The 20,197-nt window shown below is 68.1% G+C and carries 13 protein-coding genes; 9 read left to right on the forward strand and 4 right to left on the reverse strand.

Translation table 11 applies throughout. The annotated features are described in order from the left end of the window. Window positions 1-100 precede the first annotated feature (100 nt). The 4 genes from JRI60_RS36285 to xth all read right to left on the reverse strand — a co-directional run bounded on the left by JRI60_RS36285 (window position 101) and on the right by xth (window position 4,282). On the reverse strand, window positions 101-1,744 hold the full coding sequence (locus tag JRI60_RS36285; RefSeq protein WP_204220497.1) for a GMC family oxidoreductase: 1,644 nt from the start codon (window positions 1,742-1,744) through the stop codon (window positions 101-103). Between the two features lie 163 nt (window positions 1,745-1,907). Next, window positions 1,908-2,837 carry an acyl-CoA dehydrogenase family protein gene (locus tag JRI60_RS36290; RefSeq protein WP_204220498.1) on the reverse strand — a complete coding sequence of 310 codons (930 nt, stop codon included), beginning with the start codon at window positions 2,835-2,837 and terminating at the stop codon, window positions 1,908-1,910. A 79-nt stretch (window positions 2,838-2,916) separates the two neighbouring features. Further along, window positions 2,917-3,417: a hypothetical protein gene (locus JRI60_RS36295; RefSeq protein WP_204220499.1), complete on the reverse strand. Its 501-nt coding sequence runs from the start codon at window positions 3,415-3,417 to the stop codon at window positions 2,917-2,919. Between the two features lie 94 nt (window positions 3,418-3,511). Continuing rightward, window positions 3,512-4,282 carry an exodeoxyribonuclease III gene (xth, locus tag JRI60_RS36300; RefSeq protein ID WP_204220500.1) on the reverse strand — a complete coding sequence of 257 codons (771 nt, stop codon included), beginning with the start codon at window positions 4,280-4,282 and terminating at the stop codon, window positions 3,512-3,514. A 262-nt stretch (window positions 4,283-4,544) separates the two neighbouring features. Here xth and JRI60_RS36305 point away from each other — a divergent pair, with 262 nt between their 5' ends. The 9 genes from JRI60_RS36305 to JRI60_RS36345 all read left to right on the forward strand — a co-directional run bounded on the left by JRI60_RS36305 (window position 4,545) and on the right by JRI60_RS36345 (window position 20,091). Continuing rightward, on the forward strand, window positions 4,545-5,540 hold the full coding sequence (locus JRI60_RS36305) for a tetratricopeptide repeat protein (RefSeq protein WP_204220501.1): 996 nt from the start codon (window positions 4,545-4,547) through the stop codon (window positions 5,538-5,540). 31 nt (window positions 5,541-5,571) lie between these two features. Next, window positions 5,572-8,181, forward strand: coding sequence for a penicillin-binding protein 1A (locus tag JRI60_RS36310; protein WP_430384337.1), 2,610 nt, complete (start codon window positions 5,572-5,574; stop codon window positions 8,179-8,181). Then, window positions 8,178-9,551: an FG-GAP repeat domain-containing protein gene (locus JRI60_RS36315; protein ID WP_239469923.1), complete on the forward strand. Its 1,374-nt coding sequence runs from the start codon at window positions 8,178-8,180 to the stop codon at window positions 9,549-9,551. Before JRI60_RS36310 ends, JRI60_RS36315 begins: the two co-directional genes overlap by 4 nt. After that, complete coding sequence (locus JRI60_RS36320; protein ID WP_204220502.1) at window positions 9,548-10,924, forward strand: ABC transporter substrate-binding protein; 1,377 nt, start codon at window positions 9,548-9,550, stop codon at window positions 10,922-10,924. Before JRI60_RS36315 ends, JRI60_RS36320 begins: the two co-directional genes overlap by 4 nt. Beyond that, the gene (locus tag JRI60_RS36325) at window positions 10,921-12,570 is read left to right on the forward strand and encodes a sensor histidine kinase (RefSeq protein WP_204220503.1); all 1,650 of its coding nucleotides are present in this window, start codon (window positions 10,921-10,923) and stop codon (window positions 12,568-12,570) included. Before JRI60_RS36320 ends, JRI60_RS36325 begins: the two co-directional genes overlap by 4 nt. A 281-nt stretch (window positions 12,571-12,851) precedes the next feature. Continuing rightward, a complete protein-coding gene (locus JRI60_RS36330; RefSeq protein ID WP_204220504.1) occupies window positions 12,852-14,525 on the forward strand; it encodes a nuclease-related domain-containing DEAD/DEAH box helicase in 1,674 nt (557 codons plus the stop codon). Between the two features lie 15 nt (window positions 14,526-14,540). Then, window positions 14,541-17,687 (forward strand): helicase-related protein, encoded by a 3,147-nt coding sequence (locus JRI60_RS36335; RefSeq protein WP_204220505.1) that lies wholly within the window; start codon window positions 14,541-14,543, stop codon window positions 17,685-17,687. Next, on the forward strand, window positions 17,684-19,570 hold the full coding sequence (drmB, locus tag JRI60_RS36340; RefSeq protein WP_204220506.1) for a DUF1998 domain-containing protein: 1,887 nt from the start codon (window positions 17,684-17,686) through the stop codon (window positions 19,568-19,570). The genes JRI60_RS36335 and drmB overlap by 4 nt, the downstream gene beginning before the upstream one ends. Then, window positions 19,567-20,091, forward strand: coding sequence for an AAA family ATPase (locus tag JRI60_RS36345; RefSeq protein ID WP_204220507.1), 525 nt, complete (start codon window positions 19,567-19,569; stop codon window positions 20,089-20,091). Before drmB ends, JRI60_RS36345 begins: the two co-directional genes overlap by 4 nt. Window positions 20,092-20,197: the final 106 nt, after the last annotated feature.

Raw genomic sequence — 20,197 nt, forward strand, 5'->3', positions numbered from 1 at the left:
AGCAGGGAGAGGGAGCATGCGAAACCCGACCATGTCCACGAACTCCGTGGATGCTCCATCACACGAGGTCCCCCCACCAGCCATGCAACCCCGGTGAACCTCACGCCCCGAGCGCGACGGGCCGCGCGACCGCCTCCGTTGCTCGCGTCGTGTCGTCCACCTGCTGCCGGGCGGGGATGAAGGTCATGGCGCGCTCGGCCAGCGCGGTGATGGTGAGCGACGGGTTGACGCCCGGGTTGGCCGAGATGGCCGAGCCGTCGATGACGTAGAGGCCCTCGTAGCCGTAGAGCCGGTGCTGGGAGTCGATGACGCCCGTCTGCGGCGAGTCCCCCATGCAGCAGCCACCGAGGATGTGCGCCGTGGTGGGGATGCCCATCAGCGTCTCGGTGGCCATGGCCATGGCCATGCCGTCCAGCTTCTCCGCCACCCGGTGGGCCAGCTCGGTGGCCTCGGGGATGTTGGCGGTGGGAGCGGGGCCTTCCTGCAGGCCCGTGGTGAGCGCCTTGCGCCCGCCAGTGAAGAGCCCTCGCCCACGCCTCATGCGCAGGTGCCCGTCCAGCGTGCGCATGTAGAGGAGGATCATCGTCCGCCGCGCGAAATCACGGATGAAGAAGGAGCGCACCAGCTTGATGGGATGGCGCACGAAGAGGCCGGCCAGCTTCGCCAGCCGCGACAGCGCCGTGGCTCCTCCGACGTGGGGCGCCATGAGCGAGCGGAAGAAGTCCGAGCCCGCGCCATAGCGCACCGGCTCCAGGTGCGAGTGCGCGTCCGTGTGCAGGATGGAGCCGATCGCGATGCCTCGGGACAGGTCGTTCTGGCTCTGGCTCTTGCCGGCCACGACTCCGATGAGTGCCTCGGAGTTGGTGCGCACGCCGTCACCGAGCCGGTCCGACAGCCGGGGCAGCCCGTCCGGGCGCGCCTTCAGCTTGAGGAGCAGATCCACCGAGCCCAGCACTCCACCCGAGAAGATGACCTGGCGCGCCGTGAAGCGCCGCTTGCGGCGGGAGAAGCGCGAGGTGCCCTCCAGCGCCTCCACCTCGTAGCCCCCCTCGGGCAACGGACGCACCCAGCTCACCTCCGTGTCCGCGTGAATGGTGAGGCCCCGCTTCTCCGCGAGGTAGAGGTAGTTCTTGTCCAGTGTGTTCTTCGCGCCGAAGCGGCACCCCGTCATGCAGGCGCCACAGAAGTTGCAGCCGGTGCGCTCCGGGCCCTCGCCACCGAAGAACGGGTCCGGCACCGTCTCCCCGGGCTTGCCGAAGTAGATGGCCACCGTCGTGGGCTGGTGGTCCTCTCGCCCCATCTCCTTGCCCACCTGCTGGATGATCTCGTCCGGCAGCGTGCGCATCGGGTTCACCACCGCCCCGAGCATCTTCCGCGCCGTGGCGTAGTGCGGCGCCAGCTCCGTCTTCCAGTCCGCCAGGTGTCCCCAGGAGCGCGCCTGGAAGAAGTCGTCCTTCGGGATGGGCAGCGTGTTCGCGTAGACCAGCGAGCCTCCCCCGACTCCCACTCCCGAGAGCACCGTGACGTGGCGGAAGAACGTCATCTTGAACAGGCCGCGCCACCCCATCTGCGGCATCCACAGCCACCGCTTCAGGTCCCAGTTCGTCTTGGGGAAGTCCTTCGCCTGCAGGCGCCGGCCCTTCTCCAGCATCACCACCCGGTAGCCCTTCTCCGTCAGGCGCAGCGCGCTCACGCTCCCGCCAAATCCCGAGCCGATGATCAGCCAGTCGCAGTCGAACTCCATCTCGCGTCCTCTCCCTCTGTGGGGCTCCTGCACAGCGTATAAGGACCGCTCCAGATGCGCTCTTTGGCCCGGCTGGGGAGCACTCGGACGGCCGTGGATCCGTGAGCCACGATACCCTCACCCCGTCCCTCTCCCGAAGGGAGAGGGGAAGTGGGGGACGATGTCACTCGGGGGTGCTCAGTTTCTGGCGGGCCGCTTCCCGGCGCTTCGCTCGCACCTTGCCCGCGATGTTGAGCAGCAGCTTGTCTCTTTCCCAGCGCTCGAGCGTGGGCTCGTCCACTCGCTCCCAGAGCGGTCCCAGCTCCTCTACCCTTCTCCGGCACAGGTCGATCGCCCCGCCCAATGCCAGGTGCACCGCTGGTGAGGTCGGGTCCGATTGCGCGAGTCCTCGCATCGTCACCGCCAGGGCGAGCAGTTCTTCCCGCACCTCGTCCGCCCAGCCCGAGCGCCGCGCCACCTGCAGGAGCCAGCCGAGTACCGCCGCGAACACGTGGCAGTCCTCCACCGTGCGGAACGGTTTGACGTAGCGCGCATAGCCATCCCCGGGCAGCACGTCTTCGGGTGCCACCTCCACCTCGTGCAGCACCAGCTCGGCGTGGGGTACTTCCGGAACGAAGGGCGGTGGCGGCAGCTCGGTGAGCGTCACTCCCGGCCGGCGCGAGTCGAGCCGCACCAGCCGAAGCCGGTTGCGCCCCTGCTCGTCCTGTCCCTCGGTGGCCACCACCAGCAGCACGTCCGCCGCGGTGCCCAGGGTGACGAAGGCCTTGGTCCCCTCCAGTCGCAGAGGCCCCGCTCCAGAGCCGGTGAGCCGGGTCTGCATGGCGGCGGGATGTCCGCCTCCAGCCTCGGTGACGCACAGCGCGTACCGGTGCTCGCGCGACAGTTGAGGGAACAAGGCGCGCAGCGCGGAGTGGTAGCCCGAGGCGAATGCGTAACCCAAACGGTCCGCCGCGAAGCCCCCGGCGAACGCCACGTCCACCGGAAGGGGGAAGCGCGAGGACAGGCTCAGGTGCCGCGCCCACCAGTCCTCGACGGACCCTAGCGGCGTGGGAGCGGGTGACTCGGTGAGGAGGAACCGCAGGAGCTCTTCCATGGGGCGCCCACTCTAATCCGAAGCGCGGCTCCTGCCCGTCCCCATGTGTCCGCGCATGCGGCCCGGCCTGGTCCGATGGCTAACGGCTCCCGCGGGCCCGGCGGCTCGATGTGGAGCGCGCGGTCTTCCTGGCGGCCGTGGTCTTCTTCCGGGCCACCCTCGCGGCGGGCGTGTTGGCCACGAACTGCTTGCCCTTGCGCGAGCCCGCGCGCTTCTTCGTGTCGGTGGCGAGCTTCTCGCTCTCGCTCATCCGCGCCCAGGCCTTCTTGGGCAGGTAGCGCGTGGTGGTGCGGCCACGGCGCGCCCGGGTGCCTCCCTCGCGCGTCTGCCACTCCTCCTTCGTCCAGGACTCGAGCGACTTCTGCTTCTCGTCCTTGCCGCCTCGGTAGCCGCCCCCGGCCTTCTTGTACTCCTGCGCGAGCAACTGGGACTTGCGGGCACTCCACTCGCCCCGCTTGCCCCCCTTGTCGCTGGCCTGGAGCTTCTTCTTGAGCCGCTCACGCAGCTCGGGGCGCGTGTACTTGCTCGCGGACGAGCGGGAACTCCGGGTACTGCTGCGAACACTCTTCCTGGCGGCCATGCTCATCCTCCCCCGCATCACGCGAGCGCAGAGGTGGGAATGGCCCCCCGGAACGGCAACCCGGGACACACACGGCCCGTGTACCCCAGGACACTCAGTCCTTGAACTCGGCCCACACCGGCGCGTGGTCCGAGGGCTGCTTGCCCTTGCGCGCCTCGCGATCCACGTCCGCCGCCACCAGCCGCTTCGCCATCGGCTCCGTCGCGAAGATGTGGTCGATGCGCAGCCCCTTGTTCTTCGGGAACGCCAGCATCCGGTAGTCCCACCAGCTGAACCGCTGCTCGTCCGGGTGCAGCTTGCGGAACGTGTCCGTCAGCCCGAACGCGCACAGCTCCTTGAGCGCGTTGCGCTCCTTCGTGGTGAAGAGCGTCTGCCCCTCCCACAGCGCCACGTCCCATACGTCGATGTTCTCCGGCGCCACGTTCCAGTCACCGCACAGCACCAGCGGCTCGCCCGGCTTATGCCGCGTGTCCAGGTAGCGCCGCAGCCGCCCGTACCACTGCAGCTTGTACTGGTACTGCTCCGAGTCCACCTCCTGCCCGTTCGGCGCGTACACGCTCAGCACCCGCACCCCGTTCACCGTCGCCGCGATCAGCCGCGAGTGCGTGTCGTCCACCCCGTCCGACAGGCCTCGCACCACGTCCGTCGGCTCCGTCTTCGCCAGGATGGCCACCCCGTTGTACGTCTTCTGCCCGTGCACCGCGGCGTGGTAGCCCGCCTCCCGCACGGCCTCCATCGGGAAGTCGGCTTCGGTGCACTTCAGCTCCTGCAGGCACACCACGTCCGGTTGCGCGCTCTTCAGCCAGTCCACCAGCCTGTCCAGGCGGGCACGCACCGAGTTCACGTTCCAGGCAGCGATCTTCATCCCGCCCAACGTCGCACGTCACTTCCTCCCCCGCCACGGTTTTTCCTTTTCCCCTCCGGTGTGTATCTCCCTGGGTCCTGTAGCGCACTGTGGCACCTCGGCCCACGGGCTCTCTGGAGCCCCGGGTGTGGCCCTCGGGCCGCACCGCGCCCGCCCGGGGAGCGGGGAGCCGTCCTCCCAGACCCTCACCCCGGCCCTCTCCCAGAGGGAGAGGGAGGCTGGCACGGGCATCGCAGTGGGCTCCTCCCGACAAGGAGTCACCATGAAGAACCTCATCCTCTCCGCCTGCTTCGCCGCTCTCTCCCTCACCGCCTGTGATGCGAGCCCGTTCCGGCGTTCCCAGGGACTCCGCCCCTCTTCCACCCCGCACCTCGCGGCCACCTCGCTCCCCTCACAGCAGCCCCGCGAGGTCGTCTCCCGCCAGGAGCTGCCCCTCACCATCGAGGACGTCCCCCTGCCGGACGAGGTCCCCGAGGTGCCCGTCGAGGACCTCGCTCCCGCCGAGCCCGCGGACTCGGTCGCGCTCCCCCACGAGCAGCACCTCTATCCCGTGGACCACCTCGCCCGGGCCCGCGCGCTTCGCGAGGAGGGTGACCTCTCCGGTGCCCTCACCGAGGCCCGCCGCGCCGTTCACGACGCCGCCGACGACATCGAGGCCGCCGAGAATGCCCTCGACGCCCTCATCCGCCTCGCCCGCCTCACCGGCCAGAAGCAGCTCGCCGCCGACGCGTACGCGGAGCTCTCCCGCCTCTACCCCGACGGCCCCGAGCCCCTCGTCGAGCAGGCCCGCCTCCTCCTGGAGCTCGGTGACACCGAGGGCGCCCTCCACTCCGCCGAGGCCGCCATCGAGCTCGACCCCGAGTACCCGGAGACCTACCAGGTCCTCGGCCGCGCCCACCTGTCCGCCGGCCAGCTCACCGAGGCCATCGCCCGCTTCAAACAGGCCGTGCACCTCGACCCGTACCACGGGTACGCGCTCAACAACCTCGGGCTGGCCTACCTGCACTCCGGCCAGGACACCCTGGCCGCCGAGGCGCTCGCCCAGGCCGCCTACCTGCTGCCCCACGTAGGCTATGTTCACAACAACCTGGGTCTGGCCTATGAGCGGCTCGGCCGCTACGAGGAGGCCCGTATGGCCTTCGACACCGCCACGCGCCTGTCGCCCAGGGACCTCAAGGCCCGCCTCAACCGGGACCGGCTCAACCACGAGACCGGGCGGGCGACCAGCCCCATTCCGGTTCCTCGCCCGCCGGTCTAACGTCGTCCCTCCTTTGTTGTCCCCGCGTCCCATGAACCCGGCCCGCGAGATGAGCTCCCAGCCCGAATCCCCGTCCCCCTCCTCCTCTCCGGTGCCCCCCTCGCCCCCGGCCCGTCCCGGCCTGGGGGCCCGGCTGTGGCGCTGGACGAAGCGGCTGCTCGTGCTGGGCGCCGTGGGCCTGGTGCTGCTCGCGCTCGTCCTCGTGGGCGCCTACCTCTACTTCAGCCGCGACCTGCCCTCGCCCGAGGCGCTGCGCACCTACGCCCTGCCCCAGGTCACCAAGGTGCGGTGCGCCGACGGCTCCGTGTGCGCCGAGTTCTTCATGCCCCAGGGGCGCCGCACCGTCGTGGACATCAAGAAGCTGCCGCCCCACGTGCGCAACGCCTTCCTCGCCGCCGAGGACGCCGACTTCTACAAGCACGAGGGCCTCGACTTCATCGGCATGTTCCGCGCCGGCGTGAAGAACCTCATCCCCGGCAGCCGCAAGTCCGGCGCCTCCACCATCACGCAGCAGGTGGTGAAGAACATGCTCCTGTCTCCCGAGCGCAGCCTCTCGCGCAAGATTCGCGAGTGGATCCTCACCCCGCGCGTGGAGCAGACGCTCACCAAGGATCAGATCCTCGGCCTCTACATCAACCAGTCCTACTTCGGGCAGGGGCGCAGCGGCATCGAGGAGGCCGCGCTCTACTACTTCGGCAAGCACGCGGAGAACCTGAGCGTCGGCGAGGCCGCGGTGCTCGCGGGCACGGTGCAGTCGCCCAACCGCATCAACCCGGAGAAGAACATCGTCAAGGCCAAGCAGCGCCAGCGCTACGTGCTGGGGCAGATGATGGCGCAGGGCATCCTGCCCAAGGAGAAGGTGGAGCCGGAGCTGGAGAAGCCCATCGTGCTCGCCCCGCGGCCGCCCCCCGAGGTGGGCCCCTACTACGCCGAGGACATCCGCCGCACGCTCGTGGCCCGCTACGGTGAGGAGGCCGTGCTCACCGGCGGCCTGCGCGTGGACATCGCCATGCAGCCCAAGCTGCAGGCCATCGCCGACCTGGCGGTGCGCAACGGGCTGGAGGCGGTGGACCGGCGCCAGGGCTACCGGGGCGCCCTGGGCACGTTGGATCCCACGCGCTTCGCGCGCCTCGAGCCCCTCATCACCCGGCACATCGAGGAGGCGGGACGCCGTCAGAAGGAGGGCGCCTACGTGGCCGACCTCTCCACCCTGGTGCAATCCGGCGAGCAGCAGCCCGTGAAGCCGGCCGAGGAGCCGGTGGTGACCACCGTCGCCGAGGAGGAGGAGGAGGCCACGCTGTCCCCCGACGAGAAGCTCGCGCTGGACGTGCAGCTGCAGCCCCTCAAGGAGGGCCTGCGCGTGGCCGGATACGTCACCCAGGTGGATGACGCCGGCAAGAAGGCCCGCGTGAGCCTGGTGGGCCGCACCGCGGAGATTCCCTTCTCCACCGTCACCTGGGCGCGCCAGAAGGGCAAGGGCGCCCCCTCGAAGATGTCGGACGTGATGAAGGTGGGAGACATCGTCCTGGTACGCGTGCTGCGCGTGACGCCTGCCCCCGCGGTGCTGGAGGCCGCGCTGGATCAGGTGCCGCTGGCCCAGGGCGGCCTCGTCGTCATCGACCCGCGCAACCGCAACGTGGTGGCGCTGGTGGGCGGCTATGACTTCAAGCTCTCGCCCTTCAACCGCGCCACCCAGGCCCGGCGCCAGCCCGGCTCGTCCTTCAAGCCCTTCCTCTATGGCGCCGCGCTCGGCAGCGGGCGCTACACCCCCATCAGCACGGTGAACGACGCCCCCGAGGCCATCCGCGATCCGTACACCGGCAAGACGTGGAAGCCGCAGAACTACGACCGGACCTTCGAGGGCCCCATGACGCTGCGCGAGGCCCTCACCAAGTCCAAGAACACCGTCTCCGTGCGCCTCATCGAGGCGATTACACCCGCGGCCGCCATCGACTTCGCCCGCCGCGCGGGCATCCGCTCGCCGCTCCCGGAGAACCTCACCCTGGCCCTGGGCACCGGCGAGGTCTCCATCCTGGAGGCCGCCAACGCCTACGCGACGATCCAGGCCAACGGCCGCTACGCCGAGCCCCTCATGCTGCTGAAGGTGACGAACGCGCAGGGCAAGGTGCTGGAGGAGCACCAGCCGGCCTTCGAGGAGACGCTGCCCCCGGCGGTGGCCTACCTCACCACGTCGCTGATGCGCAGCGTGGTGGAGGAGGGCACGGCCCGCGCGGTGACGGAGCTCAACCGGCCCGCCGCCGGCAAGACGGGCACCGCCAGCGAGAACCGCGACGCCTGGTTCTCCGGCTTCACCGCGGACTGGGTCGCCAGCGCCTGGGTGGGCTTCGATGACCACTCGCCCCTGGGCAGCAGCGAGACGGGTGGCCGCGCGCCCCTCCCCATCTGGCTGGAGTTCATGCGCGCCGCCCACCAGGGCCTGCCCTCGCGCGAGTTCGAGGTGCCCCCGGGCGTGGTGCAGGTGCGCATCGATCCCGCCAGCGGCCTGCTCGCGGGCAACTCCGTGCCCGGCCGGCTCGAGTCCTTCCTCGACGGCACCCAGCCCACCGCCGAGGCGCCCCCGCCCGGCCACGTCAGCCCCAGCGACTTCTTCCTCCAGGAAGGTAGCCGGGGGGGTTTGTGAGCCGGGCCCTCGCCGCCGCGCTGCTGCTGGCCGCGCTCCCCGCTCCGGCCGCCAACCCCCTTCCTCCCCAGCTCGCTCCGGGCGCGCCCTCCACCCCGGCCGCCCCGGCGCTCGAGCGGCTCGCCCAGGCCGTGGCCGCGGACGTGCGCTCCGTGCGGCCCGAGCCGCCCGTGGCCCTGCACCTGTCCGGTGGCGCCCCCGAGCTGCGGCGCGCCTTCGAGACGCTGCTCGCCTCGCACCTCGCCTCCGCCCGACTCGGCCCGGTGGTGCTGGAGGCCCCCTCTCCCGAGGCCGCCGAGTCCCTCGCGCGTGAGCAGGGAGCCCGCGCCCTGGTGCGCATCACCCTGGGCGTGGAGGGCGGAGAGCTGCGCGCGCACGGCGACGTGTTCGGCACCTGGGTGAACTTCTGGTCCGGCCGCATGGCCACCCGAGCGCCCTCGCCCGGCGCGGCCATCGCCCAGTCCGTGGAGGCCGATGCCGCGGCCCTCGCGCTCGCCGCCGTGGAGCCTCCGCGCACGACGCCGCCGCTCCCCGAGGAGCCGCGCCCCCTGCGCCTGCTGGGCGCCGTGCTCGCGCGCCTGCCCTCCCCTCCCGCCGCGCTCGCCGCGGGGGACCTCGATGGGGATGGCAGGGACGAGGTGGCCGCGCTCACCGAGCGCTCCGTCTTCGTCTTCGCCGCGGATGGGCGCCTCGTCGCGGAGCGCTCGCTGGAGGCACTGCCCCCCGGCCCCGCTCCCACGCGCGAGCCCTTCGGTGCGCTGGCCATCCTCTCCGGGCCGCCGCGCCTCGCCGCCTTCTCCACCCGCTTCGCCCAGGGCGAGGTACTCGCGCTGGAGGGCGGTGCGCTGCACGCCGTGTCCCGGCTCGACGCGCCCCAGCTGAGCCCGGACGCGCGCGGCGGCTTCGTCCCGGGACAGACGGCCTTCGTCCCCGAGGTGCGGCTCGGCGGCACGGTGCTGCCCGGCGTGCCCGCGCGCTTCACCACCTTCAGCGCCGCCAACTCCCGCCTCCTCCTCATCCACCCGGACGGCTCGGCCTCCTTGTTCGCGCGGCTTCCGGGGGCGCCCCTGCCGCTCTCCGGACTCGGCGCTGGCAGCGCGCTCGGGGACCTGGACGGGGATGGGACGCCGGAGCTGCTCACCACCTCGCCCGAGCTCCAACCCTCGCCAGACACCCTGCGCGTCTTCAGGACCAACGGGAGCGACCCCACCACCCATGAGCCCCTCTGGCAGGGTGCCCTGCCCTCCGGCCGCGCCCTGCACGTGGTGACGGCCAACCTGGACGGGGACAAGCGCCGCGAGGTGGTGGTGGGCCTCACCCGGCCGGACGGCACCGGCGAGCTCTTCCTCCTCCGCCAGGGTGCGCCATGACGCTCCGCCACGCCCTCGCCAGCCTCCTCCTGCTCGGCGCCGCGCCGTCGCTCGCCGCCGGTCGCGTCCCCTACGGAGGCGAGCTGCGCGTCGCCTACACCGCGCCCGCCGAGCCCCCGGAGCCGGCCCTCGCCGACACGCCCACCGAGGCCACCCTCCTCGGGCTGCTGTCCCGGCCCGCCTGCAATCTGACGCAGGATGGGCACGCCTCGCCCGCGCTTGCCCGCGAGGTGTCGCGCCCCTCGTCGCAGGTGGTGCGCCTCGTGCTGCCCTCGCCCGCGCAGGCCAGCGCGCTCACCCGCGCCTGGACGCGGCTCCTCGGCCCCGAGGCCGCCTCGCCCTACCGTGCCCTCCTCTTCCCGCTGCGAGGCGAGGGCCGGCAGCTCTCCGCCACCGGGGACACCCTGGAGCTGGCGCTCTCCTTCCCGTGGCCGGACCTGGAGCGCGCGCTGTGCCACCCCGCGCTCGCTCCACCGCGCACCGTCCCCGCCGCGCTCGGCCCCTTCTCCGCCGCCGGCCCCAACGCCGTGGAAGCGCGGCTCGCCTGGACCGGGGGCCGGCCGTACGTGGACAGGCTGCGCCTCACCCGCACCGACGAGCGCGGCCTCTCGCGCCTGTGGTCGACGCAGGAGGCCCAGGTGGTGCTCGGCGTCCTCCCCGACGCGGGCACACCCTCGGGCGCGGCGCTGTACGCCACCTACCTGGCCTGGTCGCCCCGACGCGTGCCGCCGGACTTCCGCCAGGCGGTGGAGAGCGCCATCGACCGGGAGGACCTCACGCGCCTCTTCGTGCGTGGGCCGGCGGTGCCCATGCCGAACCTGCTGCCTCCGGCCCTCCTCCCGCAGGCGCAGGCGCCCCGCCCCTCGGCGCCGCCCCAGCCCCAGGCCGGCCGCAAGGTGACGCTCCTCTACGACACGACGAGCGAGGACCAGCGCGCGGTGGCCGAGCGCCTCCAGGTGAGGCTGCACGACCGGGGTTACGCGGTGGCGCTGGAGCCCCTGCCGCGAGCCGAGCTGCGCGCCCGCTGGGCGAAGGGAGACTACGAGCTGATGCTGCACTCGCTGCTGCTGCCACCCGTGCCGGGCCCGGCCCTGGCCGTGGTACTGGACGCGGCGGGCCGCAAGGACCTGCTCGGGGTGGAGCTGCCGCGCATCGGCGCCCTGGCGGACCCGGTGGCGCGCGACACGAGGGCGCGTGAGCGGGCGCTGGCGCTCGCCCCCTCCGTGCCGCTGCTGCCCCTCTACACGCAGGGGCTGGCACTGCGCGCGGCGCCGGAGGTGGGGGGACTCACCTTCGATGCCCAGGGGCTGCCCCTGCTGGACGGCGCCTGGCTCCAGCCGGCTCCGGCGGGTGTTCCGGGAGCCCGGAGATGAGACTGAGGACACGGCTGGCGCTCGCCTTCGCCCTGCTGGCGCTGGTGCCGCTGGCGGTGATGGTGCCCTTCACCCTGACGCAACTGCGCGCCACCCTGTCGAAGGGACTGGACGCGCGCATGGATGGGGCCACCGCCTCGGCGCAGGAGGCCCTCGAGCGGGCCGCCGCCAACGCGCGCCGGGCGGTGGAGGAACTGGTGGAGAGCACCGCCATGGAGGACCTGGCGCGCGACGCCCGCGAGTCCCCCGCCCGAGCCATCCGCGCGGATACCGCGCAGGCGCTGATGAAGAGCCGGGGCCTCACGGTGCTGTCCCTCTTCGACCGGAAGGGCACCACGCTGTCCTCCGGGCACCTGCCGGCGCGCCGTGGAGACCCGGATCCGGTGCTCTTCGCCGCCACGCGGGAGAAGTCCCCCAAGCCGGTGCCGGTGAAGGTATCGGTGCGAGGAGACCAGGGCCTGAGCGAGATACCCGCGCTCGTCACGGCGAGACCGGTGGACTACGGGGATTCGCGGCTCTGGGTGGTGGGCGGGGTGCTGCTGGACCAGGGGTTGGCGGCGCACCTGGCGCGGCTCACCGGGGCGGAGGTGTCGCTGCTGTCCGGTAAGGAGGTGGTGGCGAGGGCCGGGAGCGTCACACCGCCCACGGTGGCACGGGTGCTGCCGCTGGGCGAGGCCGCCACGGTGAGGCTCGTCTTCAGCCGCGCGGCCGAGCGCGAGGCCACGTTGGGAGTGCTGCGCTCCTTCCTGTTGCTGGCGGGACTGGGTTTGAGCTTCGCGGTGCTGCTGGGCCTGCTGATGGCCCGGCGCATCACGCAGCCGGTGGAGGCACTGACCTCGGGCGCACGGCGCGTGGGAGAAGGCGCGCTGGACGTACAGGTGCAGGTGCAGGCGACGGGCGAGGTGGGCGAGCTGGTGAAGACGTTCAACGACATGACGACGGAGCTGCGCTCGACCACGGAGCGGCTGGTGGCCAGCGAGCGCGTGGCCGCGTGGCAGGAGGTGGCGAGACGGCTGGCGCATGAGATCAAGAACCCACTGACGCCCATCCGCATGTCGCTGGAGACGTTGATGGCGGTGCAGGACGCGCAGGACGCGCGCTTCCCCGCCCTCTTCCGAGACAGCGCGGGAGTCATCCTGGAAGAAGTGGACCGGCTGAAGCGGATCGTCGACGAGTTCAGCCGCTTCGCGCGCCTACCCAAGCCGCAGTTGGAGCCGGTGGACCTGGGCGAGCTCGCGCAGAACGTGCTGTCGCTCTACGCCTCACCGCCGCCGGGAATCCAGATCCACTCGGAGATGCAGCCGGGGGTGGTGGCGAAGGCGGACAGGGATCAGCTCACCCAGGTGCTGGTGAACCTGGTGAAGAACGCCGAGGAGGCGATGGCCAAGGGAGGCGGAGACCTGCGCGTGCGCGTGCGAGCCACCGACCGGGAGGCCGTAGTGGAAGTGCAGGACAGCGGCCCGGGGATTCCACCGGAGCACCGGGCCCGCATCTTCGAGCCCTACTTCACCACCAAGGACGGCGGCACGGGCCTGGGACTGGCGATTGCGGCGCGCATCCTCCAGGAGCACGGCGGCAAGCTGGACGTCGGCGGCGAGCCCGGCCAGGGAGCCTGCTTCACCCTGTCCCTTCCTCGCGAGCACTGAGCCGAATTGACGCAGAGCGTCTGCCAATTGAACAAGTCGGAACGCGTACTCAGGTCGCTGTCGTTTGTAGACGGGGTGGGCCGCGATTCCGGGGACACTTTTAAGCCGTGGTGATGGAGCCCTGGGGTATCCGCGACAGAGAGGCTGGTCGTACAATCCTACCGCCCACGTAACCAGGGTGAGCCCAAATCCTCGCGTTGAGTCCGCCGTGACCCAACACCAAGGGCGTACAAGGCACTATTGATCATCAAGCGTGGCGTGAGTGATCGTTAACCATGCGCATGGTTCCACCGGTCATCTCCAACGGCACTCCGAGCAGTGCGGAGCGCGAGGTGTTCTCGCGGCTCGTAAGGACGGATTTTGGACCCAGCGCCCGGGCGCTGCACTCGCTCAACATCTCGGAGCACGACTACAAGAGGGTCGGCGAACTTGACTTCGTGATTGTTTGCGAGCGCGGTGTGCTCGTTCTTGAGGTGAAGGGCGGAGGCGTCGCGTGCGACGAGGATGGGATTTGGACCTTCACCGACCGCTATGGAAACACCTTCCACAAATCGGAGGGCCCATTCCAGCAGGCGCGCTCTGGGATGTTCTCGCTGAAGCGCCGCCTCGGCGAGCTTCTCGGTAAGGAGAGAGTTGCTCCCGTCCTGTTTGGATTCGGGGTTCTGTTCCCCGACTGTGAGTTCCCAGAACGAGGCGTGGAGTGGCCATCCGAGGTCGTGTTCGACGCAAAGCAGGGCGCTCGAGGAGAGGACCTTCGTACCTACCTCAATAAGGCGTTCCAGTATTGGGAGTCGAAGGAGCGCGTCCCGTTCACGGTTTCCGGCGACCTTTTGAAAGAGATCGCCCAGGCGCTCCGACCGAGCTTTGATCGTGTTCCCTCCCTCCGCGTCAAGTCTCACCGATTAACCCAAGCAATGGAGGAACTCACCGAGGAGCAATACTCCCAGTTGGATTGGATCGAAGAGAATCCCCGCAGCATATGCTCGGGAGGCGCTGGCACGGGCAAGACCTTCCTTGCCGCTGAGCTCGCGCGTCGACAAGCCGCGCGGGGGAAGCGTGTACTGGTCGCCTGCGCGAGCCCAGTTCTCGCAGCTTACTTGGGGTCTCGACTGGGCGATTCCAAGATCACCGTGGCGTCTCTCGACCACCTGCGACGTGACACTGGCGGACCGCGCACAGCGCCACGTCCGAGGTTCGATGCCCTTATAGCGGACGAAGGTCAGGACCTTCTCAACATGGATGCCCTCGGAACTCTTGAGGCGGAGCTCAAGGGTGGCCTCGCCAAAGGAGAGTGGTGCTTCCTGTTAGACACCAACCGGCAAACTGGCCTGTCCGGCTGCTACGAGCGGGAGGCGCACGACTACATCCTGGACCATCGGCCGGCTGCCGGAAGGTTGTCGCGCAACTGCCGAAACACTGAGCAGATCGTCATGCAAACCCGCCTTCTCACTGCGTCAGACCTCGGGAAACCCGTCGCCGGAGAGGGTCCTCCTGTGGAGTTCGGGTACTATGAATCCGACGAGCAACTCTCTCGTCTCATAGACGGCCATCTTGGGCGCCTTCGGGAGGAGGGCATCGCGCCATCCGAGATCACCATTCTCCTGGCTCGTCCGCTCGCTCGGTCCTCGATTCAACGCACTGAGGTTTGGCGCCGTCGGGCGATCACCGTCATTGATTCGGTGAACGCGGCGAACTGGCCCGCGCTGGGTTTAACGTGCGCGTGCGTCGCCGACTTCAAGGGTCTTGAGAACAAGTTCATCCTTCTCATCGACCTTGAGCTTGAGGGCCCCCCCGACTTGGTTACCAACCTGATGTACGTCGGCATGAGCCGGGCGCAGGTCGGCCTCTGGATGGCCGTGCCCATTTCCGCCAAGACCCGCCTCGCGGCGATGGCTCACGAGAACGCCCCCAAGGTGACTCGGCCTACGCCGCGTCCCAAGCGCTCCATGCCCTAGACAGGAGGATCCGCCATGAACGACATCCGCACCCAAGTCGTCCACTTCCTTCACGCGCACGCGGTAGGCCCCCTGAATGGAGCGAACGAGACCCTCCACGAGGCCCCTCACAAGCGCTACCTCATGGGGACGCTCTACCCCACGAACGCTAGTAGCGGTGAGCTCCTCACCGAGGAGGTCGATGACACGACGGGCGGCTCGGTCGGCGAGGAGCTCGCCGATGACCCCGTTACATTGGCCAACTCCTGGATGCCCAGCTCGATTGGCGTGAGCTTCTTTATCGTGGGCACACCCTCGCTCACATGCTGTGTGTGGGGCGCTCGCTACGAGGGAACACGCGTCAAGAAGAAAGAAGCCTTTCAACGCGAGCCCATCGCGGAGCGCTCCAATCCCGAGGTCGTCACCCTCGCGCGCCCGAAGGAAGGCCTTGAGGGCCACCTGCGGAGCCACGAGGAGGTGCTCGGGGGCCGTGCGCGCATTGAGGCACTCTGGCGACATGTGGGAGACGGGCATCTCGTCACCGTGACCTTACGCAACATCCAGAAGCAGGCGGACCCCGCCGTCGTGGAGTCATCCCTGTGCCTTCACCAAGTAGGCATTGAGTGCGTTCCCGTCGATGGGACAATTCGTGAGTACCCCTCGGTCGACTTCCTCAGTCGCGACCCGGAGGAAGCGGAGCTCCGCCTCCTGCACCGGCACGCCCGAGTCTTCGGGATTGGGCATGGTTGCGCGGCGGATTGGACACCCTCGGAGAACAAGCGGACCGCCATCAGCGTCCGAAGCGAGCTAATGCCCTCTTTCACGGTGCCCGATGTTGTCACTGGTGGTGCCGATGATGACATCCTTAGATTGTCAAAGCTCGCCGACACCTCTCTCGGAACAGCGGAGCTTAGCGCGGAGCTCGGCGCGTTCGCGGACAAGTACGGGAAGTGGATCGCTGACCTGAAGGCGGTTCACCTGGACATTCCCCCTTCGCTTCACGCCGCTCGGGATGCGCTCTTGGCGCGCCTCAAGGAGACGCTCGATCGAATCCGTCGTGGCATCGAGGTACTGACGAGCGAGCCAGACACACTGCATGCGTTCCGGCTGGCGAATCAGGCGATGCTCATGCAGATGCGACACGGGAAGGAGGACCTCGCGGGCGAGCGAAGGCCGCGCGACCAAGTTCAACTCCCGGTCATCGATTACGCCGCGCTCAACTATAAGTGGCGTCCCTTCCAGCTCGCGTTTCAGTTGCTTGCCCTCCCCTCGGTCGTGGACCCCGCGGACAGGGACCGCGAACTCGTCGATCTGCTCTGGTTCCCCACAGGCGGTGGAAAGACCGAGGCCTACCTAGCGCTCGCCGCACTCTACATCTTCCATCGGCGACTCAAGAACGGCGACGCTGGCGGAGGGACTGCGGTGCTCACTCGCTACACCTTGCGCCTGCTCACCGCACAGCAATTCCAGCGCGCTGCGGCGCTCATCTGTGCCTGCGAGATCTTACGACGCCAACAAAGCGCCGTGATGGGCCAGGACCCGATCTCGATCGGCTTGTGGGTGGGCGATGAGGTGGTGCCCAACCGTTATGAGAAGGCGGCACAGCGGTTCACGGAACTCTTCTCCGAGGAGTTCCCCTCCAATCCCTTCCAGCTAGAGCAGTGCCCCTGGTGTGGCACCAGTATCATTCCCGAACGCCGCAACGACGACGCCGAGAACTACGGTGTTCGAGCGGGGAATGCGTCCTTCGAGTTTTACTGTCCCACCGCGAAGTGCCCGTTCCACACGAGGCTTCCCATAGCCGTCGTCGATGATGCCCTCTACGACAGCCCGCCGACGTTCCTCTTGGCGACAGTGGATAAGTTCGCACGGCTCGCCTGGGAGGAGCGCGCAGGCGTCTTCTTCGGCGGAAGCGGCCGATTGCCCCCTGGACTCATCATCCAGGACGAGATGCACCTGCTCTCCGGTCCCCTGGGCACCACCATCGGCGTCTACGAGGGCGCAGTGGAGGCGCTGATGAGCTATCACGGCGCTCGCCCGAAAATCATCGCGTCCACCGCGACGATCCGGAATGCGACGGATCAGGTGCTGGGCCTATTCGGTCGGAAGGTTCAGCTCTTCCCTCCAGCGGGACTGACGGCGTCGGACTCGTACTTCGCGAAGACCGACGAAAAGAAACCCGGGCGGCGCTACATCGGGCTGATGTCACAGAGCCACACCCCTCATACGACTATCGTCCATACGGCCGCGGCTCTGCTACAAGCGCCGGTGGAACTCGGATTCAGTGGACAGGCTCTCGACGCGTATTGGACCCTTGTTGCCTACCACAACAGCATTCGAGAGCTTGGGCGAACCGTGACCCTGGCGCGTGACGACGTGCCTGCCCGCGCGAAGGTCATCGCCAAGGACGAGGCTAAGACGCGCAAGCTCGAAGAGCACACCGTGGTGGAGCTCACCAGCAACGTGGGGGGAGGCGACCTTCCCAAAATCCTCGAACGGCTCAAGCAAACGCACGAAAAACAGGACTCGGTTTCCCTCCTCGCCACGACCAACATGCTCTCGGTGGGCGTCGACATCCCGCGGCTTGGGCTCATGATCATGAACGGGCAGCCCAAGACAACCGCCGAGTACATCCAGGCGAGCAGTCGCGTTGGCCGTGGCGGGGCCGCAGGCTTGGTCATCGCGTTGTACGTCTCCACCAAGCCCCGCGATCGCTCGCACTACGAAGGATTCATCCCCTACCACTCCGCGCTCTATCGGCACGTCGAGCCCACGAGCGTAACCCCTTTCTCTCTCCCCTCTCGGGAGCGCGCGCTCCACGCGGCGCTCACGATCCTCGTTCGCCATGGCGTCGGACTCACCGCGAACAGCGACGCGTCGCGCTTCCGCCTTGACGATCCCCAGGTTGAGCGTGCGATCCAAATTCTCGAGGAACGAGCGCGCGCTATCGACCCAGACGAGGCGAAGTCAACCTCCGAGCATCTGAGGGCGCTCGCCGCGGAATGGGCGGAGCTCGCCAAGGAGACAGCCGAGAACAACCGGAGCCTGTACTACCAGGCCAGTAAGCCCCATACGGGCTTGCTCCGCAACTTCGGAGCTCAAGGAAGCGGTTGGGCCACGCTGCACTCGATGCGCAATGTCGACCGCCAGTGTCGAGTGCTGGTGATTGGAGAGGAACGATGAGCAATCAACCGCCACGTGGAGTTCGGCTGTCGCAGACGCTTGCCCCTTTCGGAGTAGGGGCGATCTATGACCTACGAGGCGAGAGCCTGGTCGCGTGCGACATTTCCCGCTGGAAGAGCCAGGGCCAACCCATCCGGAGCAAGCGACTCGCCGAGGCACTTGGCGTGGAGGGTTTCCGCAGCGCTCCCGCGAGCACTTCGCTGTACGGGGATGGTGGTGCCCGCGTCCCGTATTTCCGGTTTCCTCAGTGGCTCTTCTGCCCTAACTGCCGAGCGATGGCGAAATGGACCACTTCCAAGGAGGTGAACGACGAACCGCCTCGCTGCGAGAACTGCAACCGGCGCCCCCAACTGGTTCCGATGCGCTTCGTCATGGCTTGCGAGAAGGGGCACCTGGGCGACGTTTCCTGGGATTATTGGGCTCACTTCGGGGCGAAGGAGCCTAAACAGAAGGGTTGTAAGGACCGTGACAACCTGCGGTTTATCGCCCTCGCTGGCTCTGGGGCTGGACTTCAGTCCCTGCGCATCGAATGCAAAACATGTGGAGTGTGGCGCACGCTCACGGGAATCACCAGCAGGGACACGGTCAAGGCGATGAACCTCCGTTGTCCCGGGAAGCAGCCCTGGGAGTACATCGACTACAGCAACAAGGTCACCCCACATTGCGACGAGAAACCGGTCATCCTTCAGCGAGGGGCGAGTAACGTCTATTTCTCTAGCATACGGTCGGCGCTCGACATCCCTCCAGAATCGACGTACCAGGAGTTTGGCGAGCTAACCCTCGCGGTTACAAATCACGAACTCTGGGCGTTGATTCGGTCCGCGCCCAATGGACCGTTCGCCGGCCCCGCGATCGAATCAATTGCTCAAACGGTTGGCTGCTCGAAGGAACAGATCGAGCTCATCGTTCGCCAGGAGTTAGGCGATCAGAAGCCGCCGAAGCCGTCCAGTTCCGACGCCACAGACTTGGAAACGGATGAGTGGTTGGCCTTCATTACTCCGCAGGGGGAGCAATCAGAAAAGAGCACCTTCATCACCCGCCATGTCCCGCTCTTTGCCGAAGCCACCCATCCCGAGCCGACCTCGGCCCTCGGTCTCTTGGCGCAACTCATCGACAAGGTTGTTCTCGCCACCAAACTACGAGAGGTGAGAGCCCTCGTGGGGTTTAGCCGTTACAACGCCGCGGGTCCATTGGTGAAGCCGGACCTCGGCCGCAACCTGAAATGGCTGCCCGCGATCGAGGTCTTCGGAGAGGGCATCTTCTTCTCGCTCAATGAAAAGCGCGTGCACGAGTGGGAAGCGGAAAACTCGGACGTCGCGGAGGTTGGACGAATCCTTGAACAGCGTCGCCAAAAACACTTCATAGGGAGCAGGTTGAAGCCCGCCACACCGCGCTTCGTACTCCTCCACACCCTCGCCCACGTCCTCATCCGGCAACTTTCGTTCCAGTGTGGATACTCCTCCGCATCACTACGAGAGCGTATCTACGCGGGAAAGAACCCGGATGGTGAGCCGCAGGCCGGGATACTTATATACACGGCGGCGGGAGACGTTGAGGGGACGCTTGGCGGACTGGTTCGCCAGGGAACCCCGTCCCTTTTCGCCCACACGCTTCTGTCCGCCCTTGAGCGAGCCTCGTGGTGCTCATCCGACCCCATCTGCCGGGAAAGCCCGGGACAGGGTTTCGGGACACTCAATCTCGGGGCATGTCACGCTTGCGCATTGGTGTCGGAAACAAGTTGCGAAAACGCGAACGTCTTGCTCGATCGTGGACTTCTCGTGGGCACGCCGGGTGGAGTTACTGGCTTCTTCGCGGAGGTGCTCGCCGCCGCCCGTAGAGACAGCGCGCGCGCCACCGATGACGAAATGGAGGCAACCGCTTGAGACTCCCCGCTTACCAGGAACTCTCCCGCGAACAGGACCGAGTGAACAACCTGCCCCTCGACGATTCCTATTTGGTCGTGGGGCCACCCGGAACTGGAAAGACAGTCATGGCCCTTTACAGGGCCAATATGCTTGACAAGAAGCGGGTCAACGTCTCCCTTCTGATGCTCTCGCGGCTCCTCTCCCAGTACACCGACGATGCCGCTGAGAGCCTGGAGTTGGAGGCGGCAATCAGCACCTTCCACCGCTGGTTCTACGGCTTCTACTACTCAAGTTATGGACGTAAGTACCCGCAGGTAAGTAAGTTCAAGCCTGATTGGGCCGCGATCCTCAAACAAGTAGCGAAGAAGCCACCATCAGCGCACTCACTTCCTCATCTCATCGTCGATGAGGGCCAGGACTTCGCACCCGGTTTCTTCCCGCTTGCCCGCCATATCGCCCGAACAGTCACCATTTTCGCAGACGAAAACCAGCGCTGCGCGCGTCGGCCCATCGTGATCACCAGGATCGGAGCATCGTGATCAGCGAGATCGGAGCATCGTGATCACCGGGATCGGCCATCGTGCTCAGCGGGCCAAGGTGCCCGAGGACTACGCTGGAGGTCAGGTGGTTCGCCCTACGGGGCCC

This window comes from Archangium violaceum (assembly GCF_016887565.1).
Taxonomy (GTDB): domain Bacteria; phylum Myxococcota; class Myxococcia; order Myxococcales; family Myxococcaceae; genus Archangium; species Archangium violaceum_B.

Excerpts from the sequence above, each read along its gene's own strand:
- JRI60_RS36285 (WP_204220497.1), bottom strand. The coding sequence starts at position 1,744 with ATGGAGTTCGACTGCGACTGGCTGATCATCGGCTCGGGATTTGGCGGG.
- JRI60_RS36290 (WP_204220498.1), bottom strand. The coding sequence starts at position 2,837 with ATGGAAGAGCTCCTGCGGTTCCTCCTCACCGAGTCACCCGCTCCCACG.
- JRI60_RS36295 (WP_204220499.1), bottom strand. The coding sequence starts at position 3,417 with ATGGCCGCCAGGAAGAGTGTTCGCAGCAGTACCCGGAGTTCCCGCTCG.
- xth (WP_204220500.1), bottom strand. The coding sequence starts at position 4,282 with ATGAAGATCGCTGCCTGGAACGTGAACTCGGTGCGTGCCCGCCTGGAC.
- JRI60_RS36305 (WP_204220501.1), top strand. The coding sequence starts at position 4,545 with ATGAAGAACCTCATCCTCTCCGCCTGCTTCGCCGCTCTCTCCCTCACC.
- JRI60_RS36310 (WP_430384337.1), top strand. The coding sequence starts at position 5,572 with ATGAACCCGGCCCGCGAGATGAGCTCCCAGCCCGAATCCCCGTCCCCC.
- JRI60_RS36320 (WP_204220502.1), top strand. The coding sequence starts at position 9,548 with ATGACGCTCCGCCACGCCCTCGCCAGCCTCCTCCTGCTCGGCGCCGCG.
- JRI60_RS36325 (WP_204220503.1), top strand. The coding sequence starts at position 10,921 with ATGAGACTGAGGACACGGCTGGCGCTCGCCTTCGCCCTGCTGGCGCTG.
- JRI60_RS36330 (WP_204220504.1), top strand. The coding sequence starts at position 12,852 with ATGGTTCCACCGGTCATCTCCAACGGCACTCCGAGCAGTGCGGAGCGC.
- JRI60_RS36335 (WP_204220505.1), top strand. The coding sequence starts at position 14,541 with ATGAACGACATCCGCACCCAAGTCGTCCACTTCCTTCACGCGCACGCG.
- drmB (WP_204220506.1), top strand. The coding sequence starts at position 17,684 with ATGAGCAATCAACCGCCACGTGGAGTTCGGCTGTCGCAGACGCTTGCC.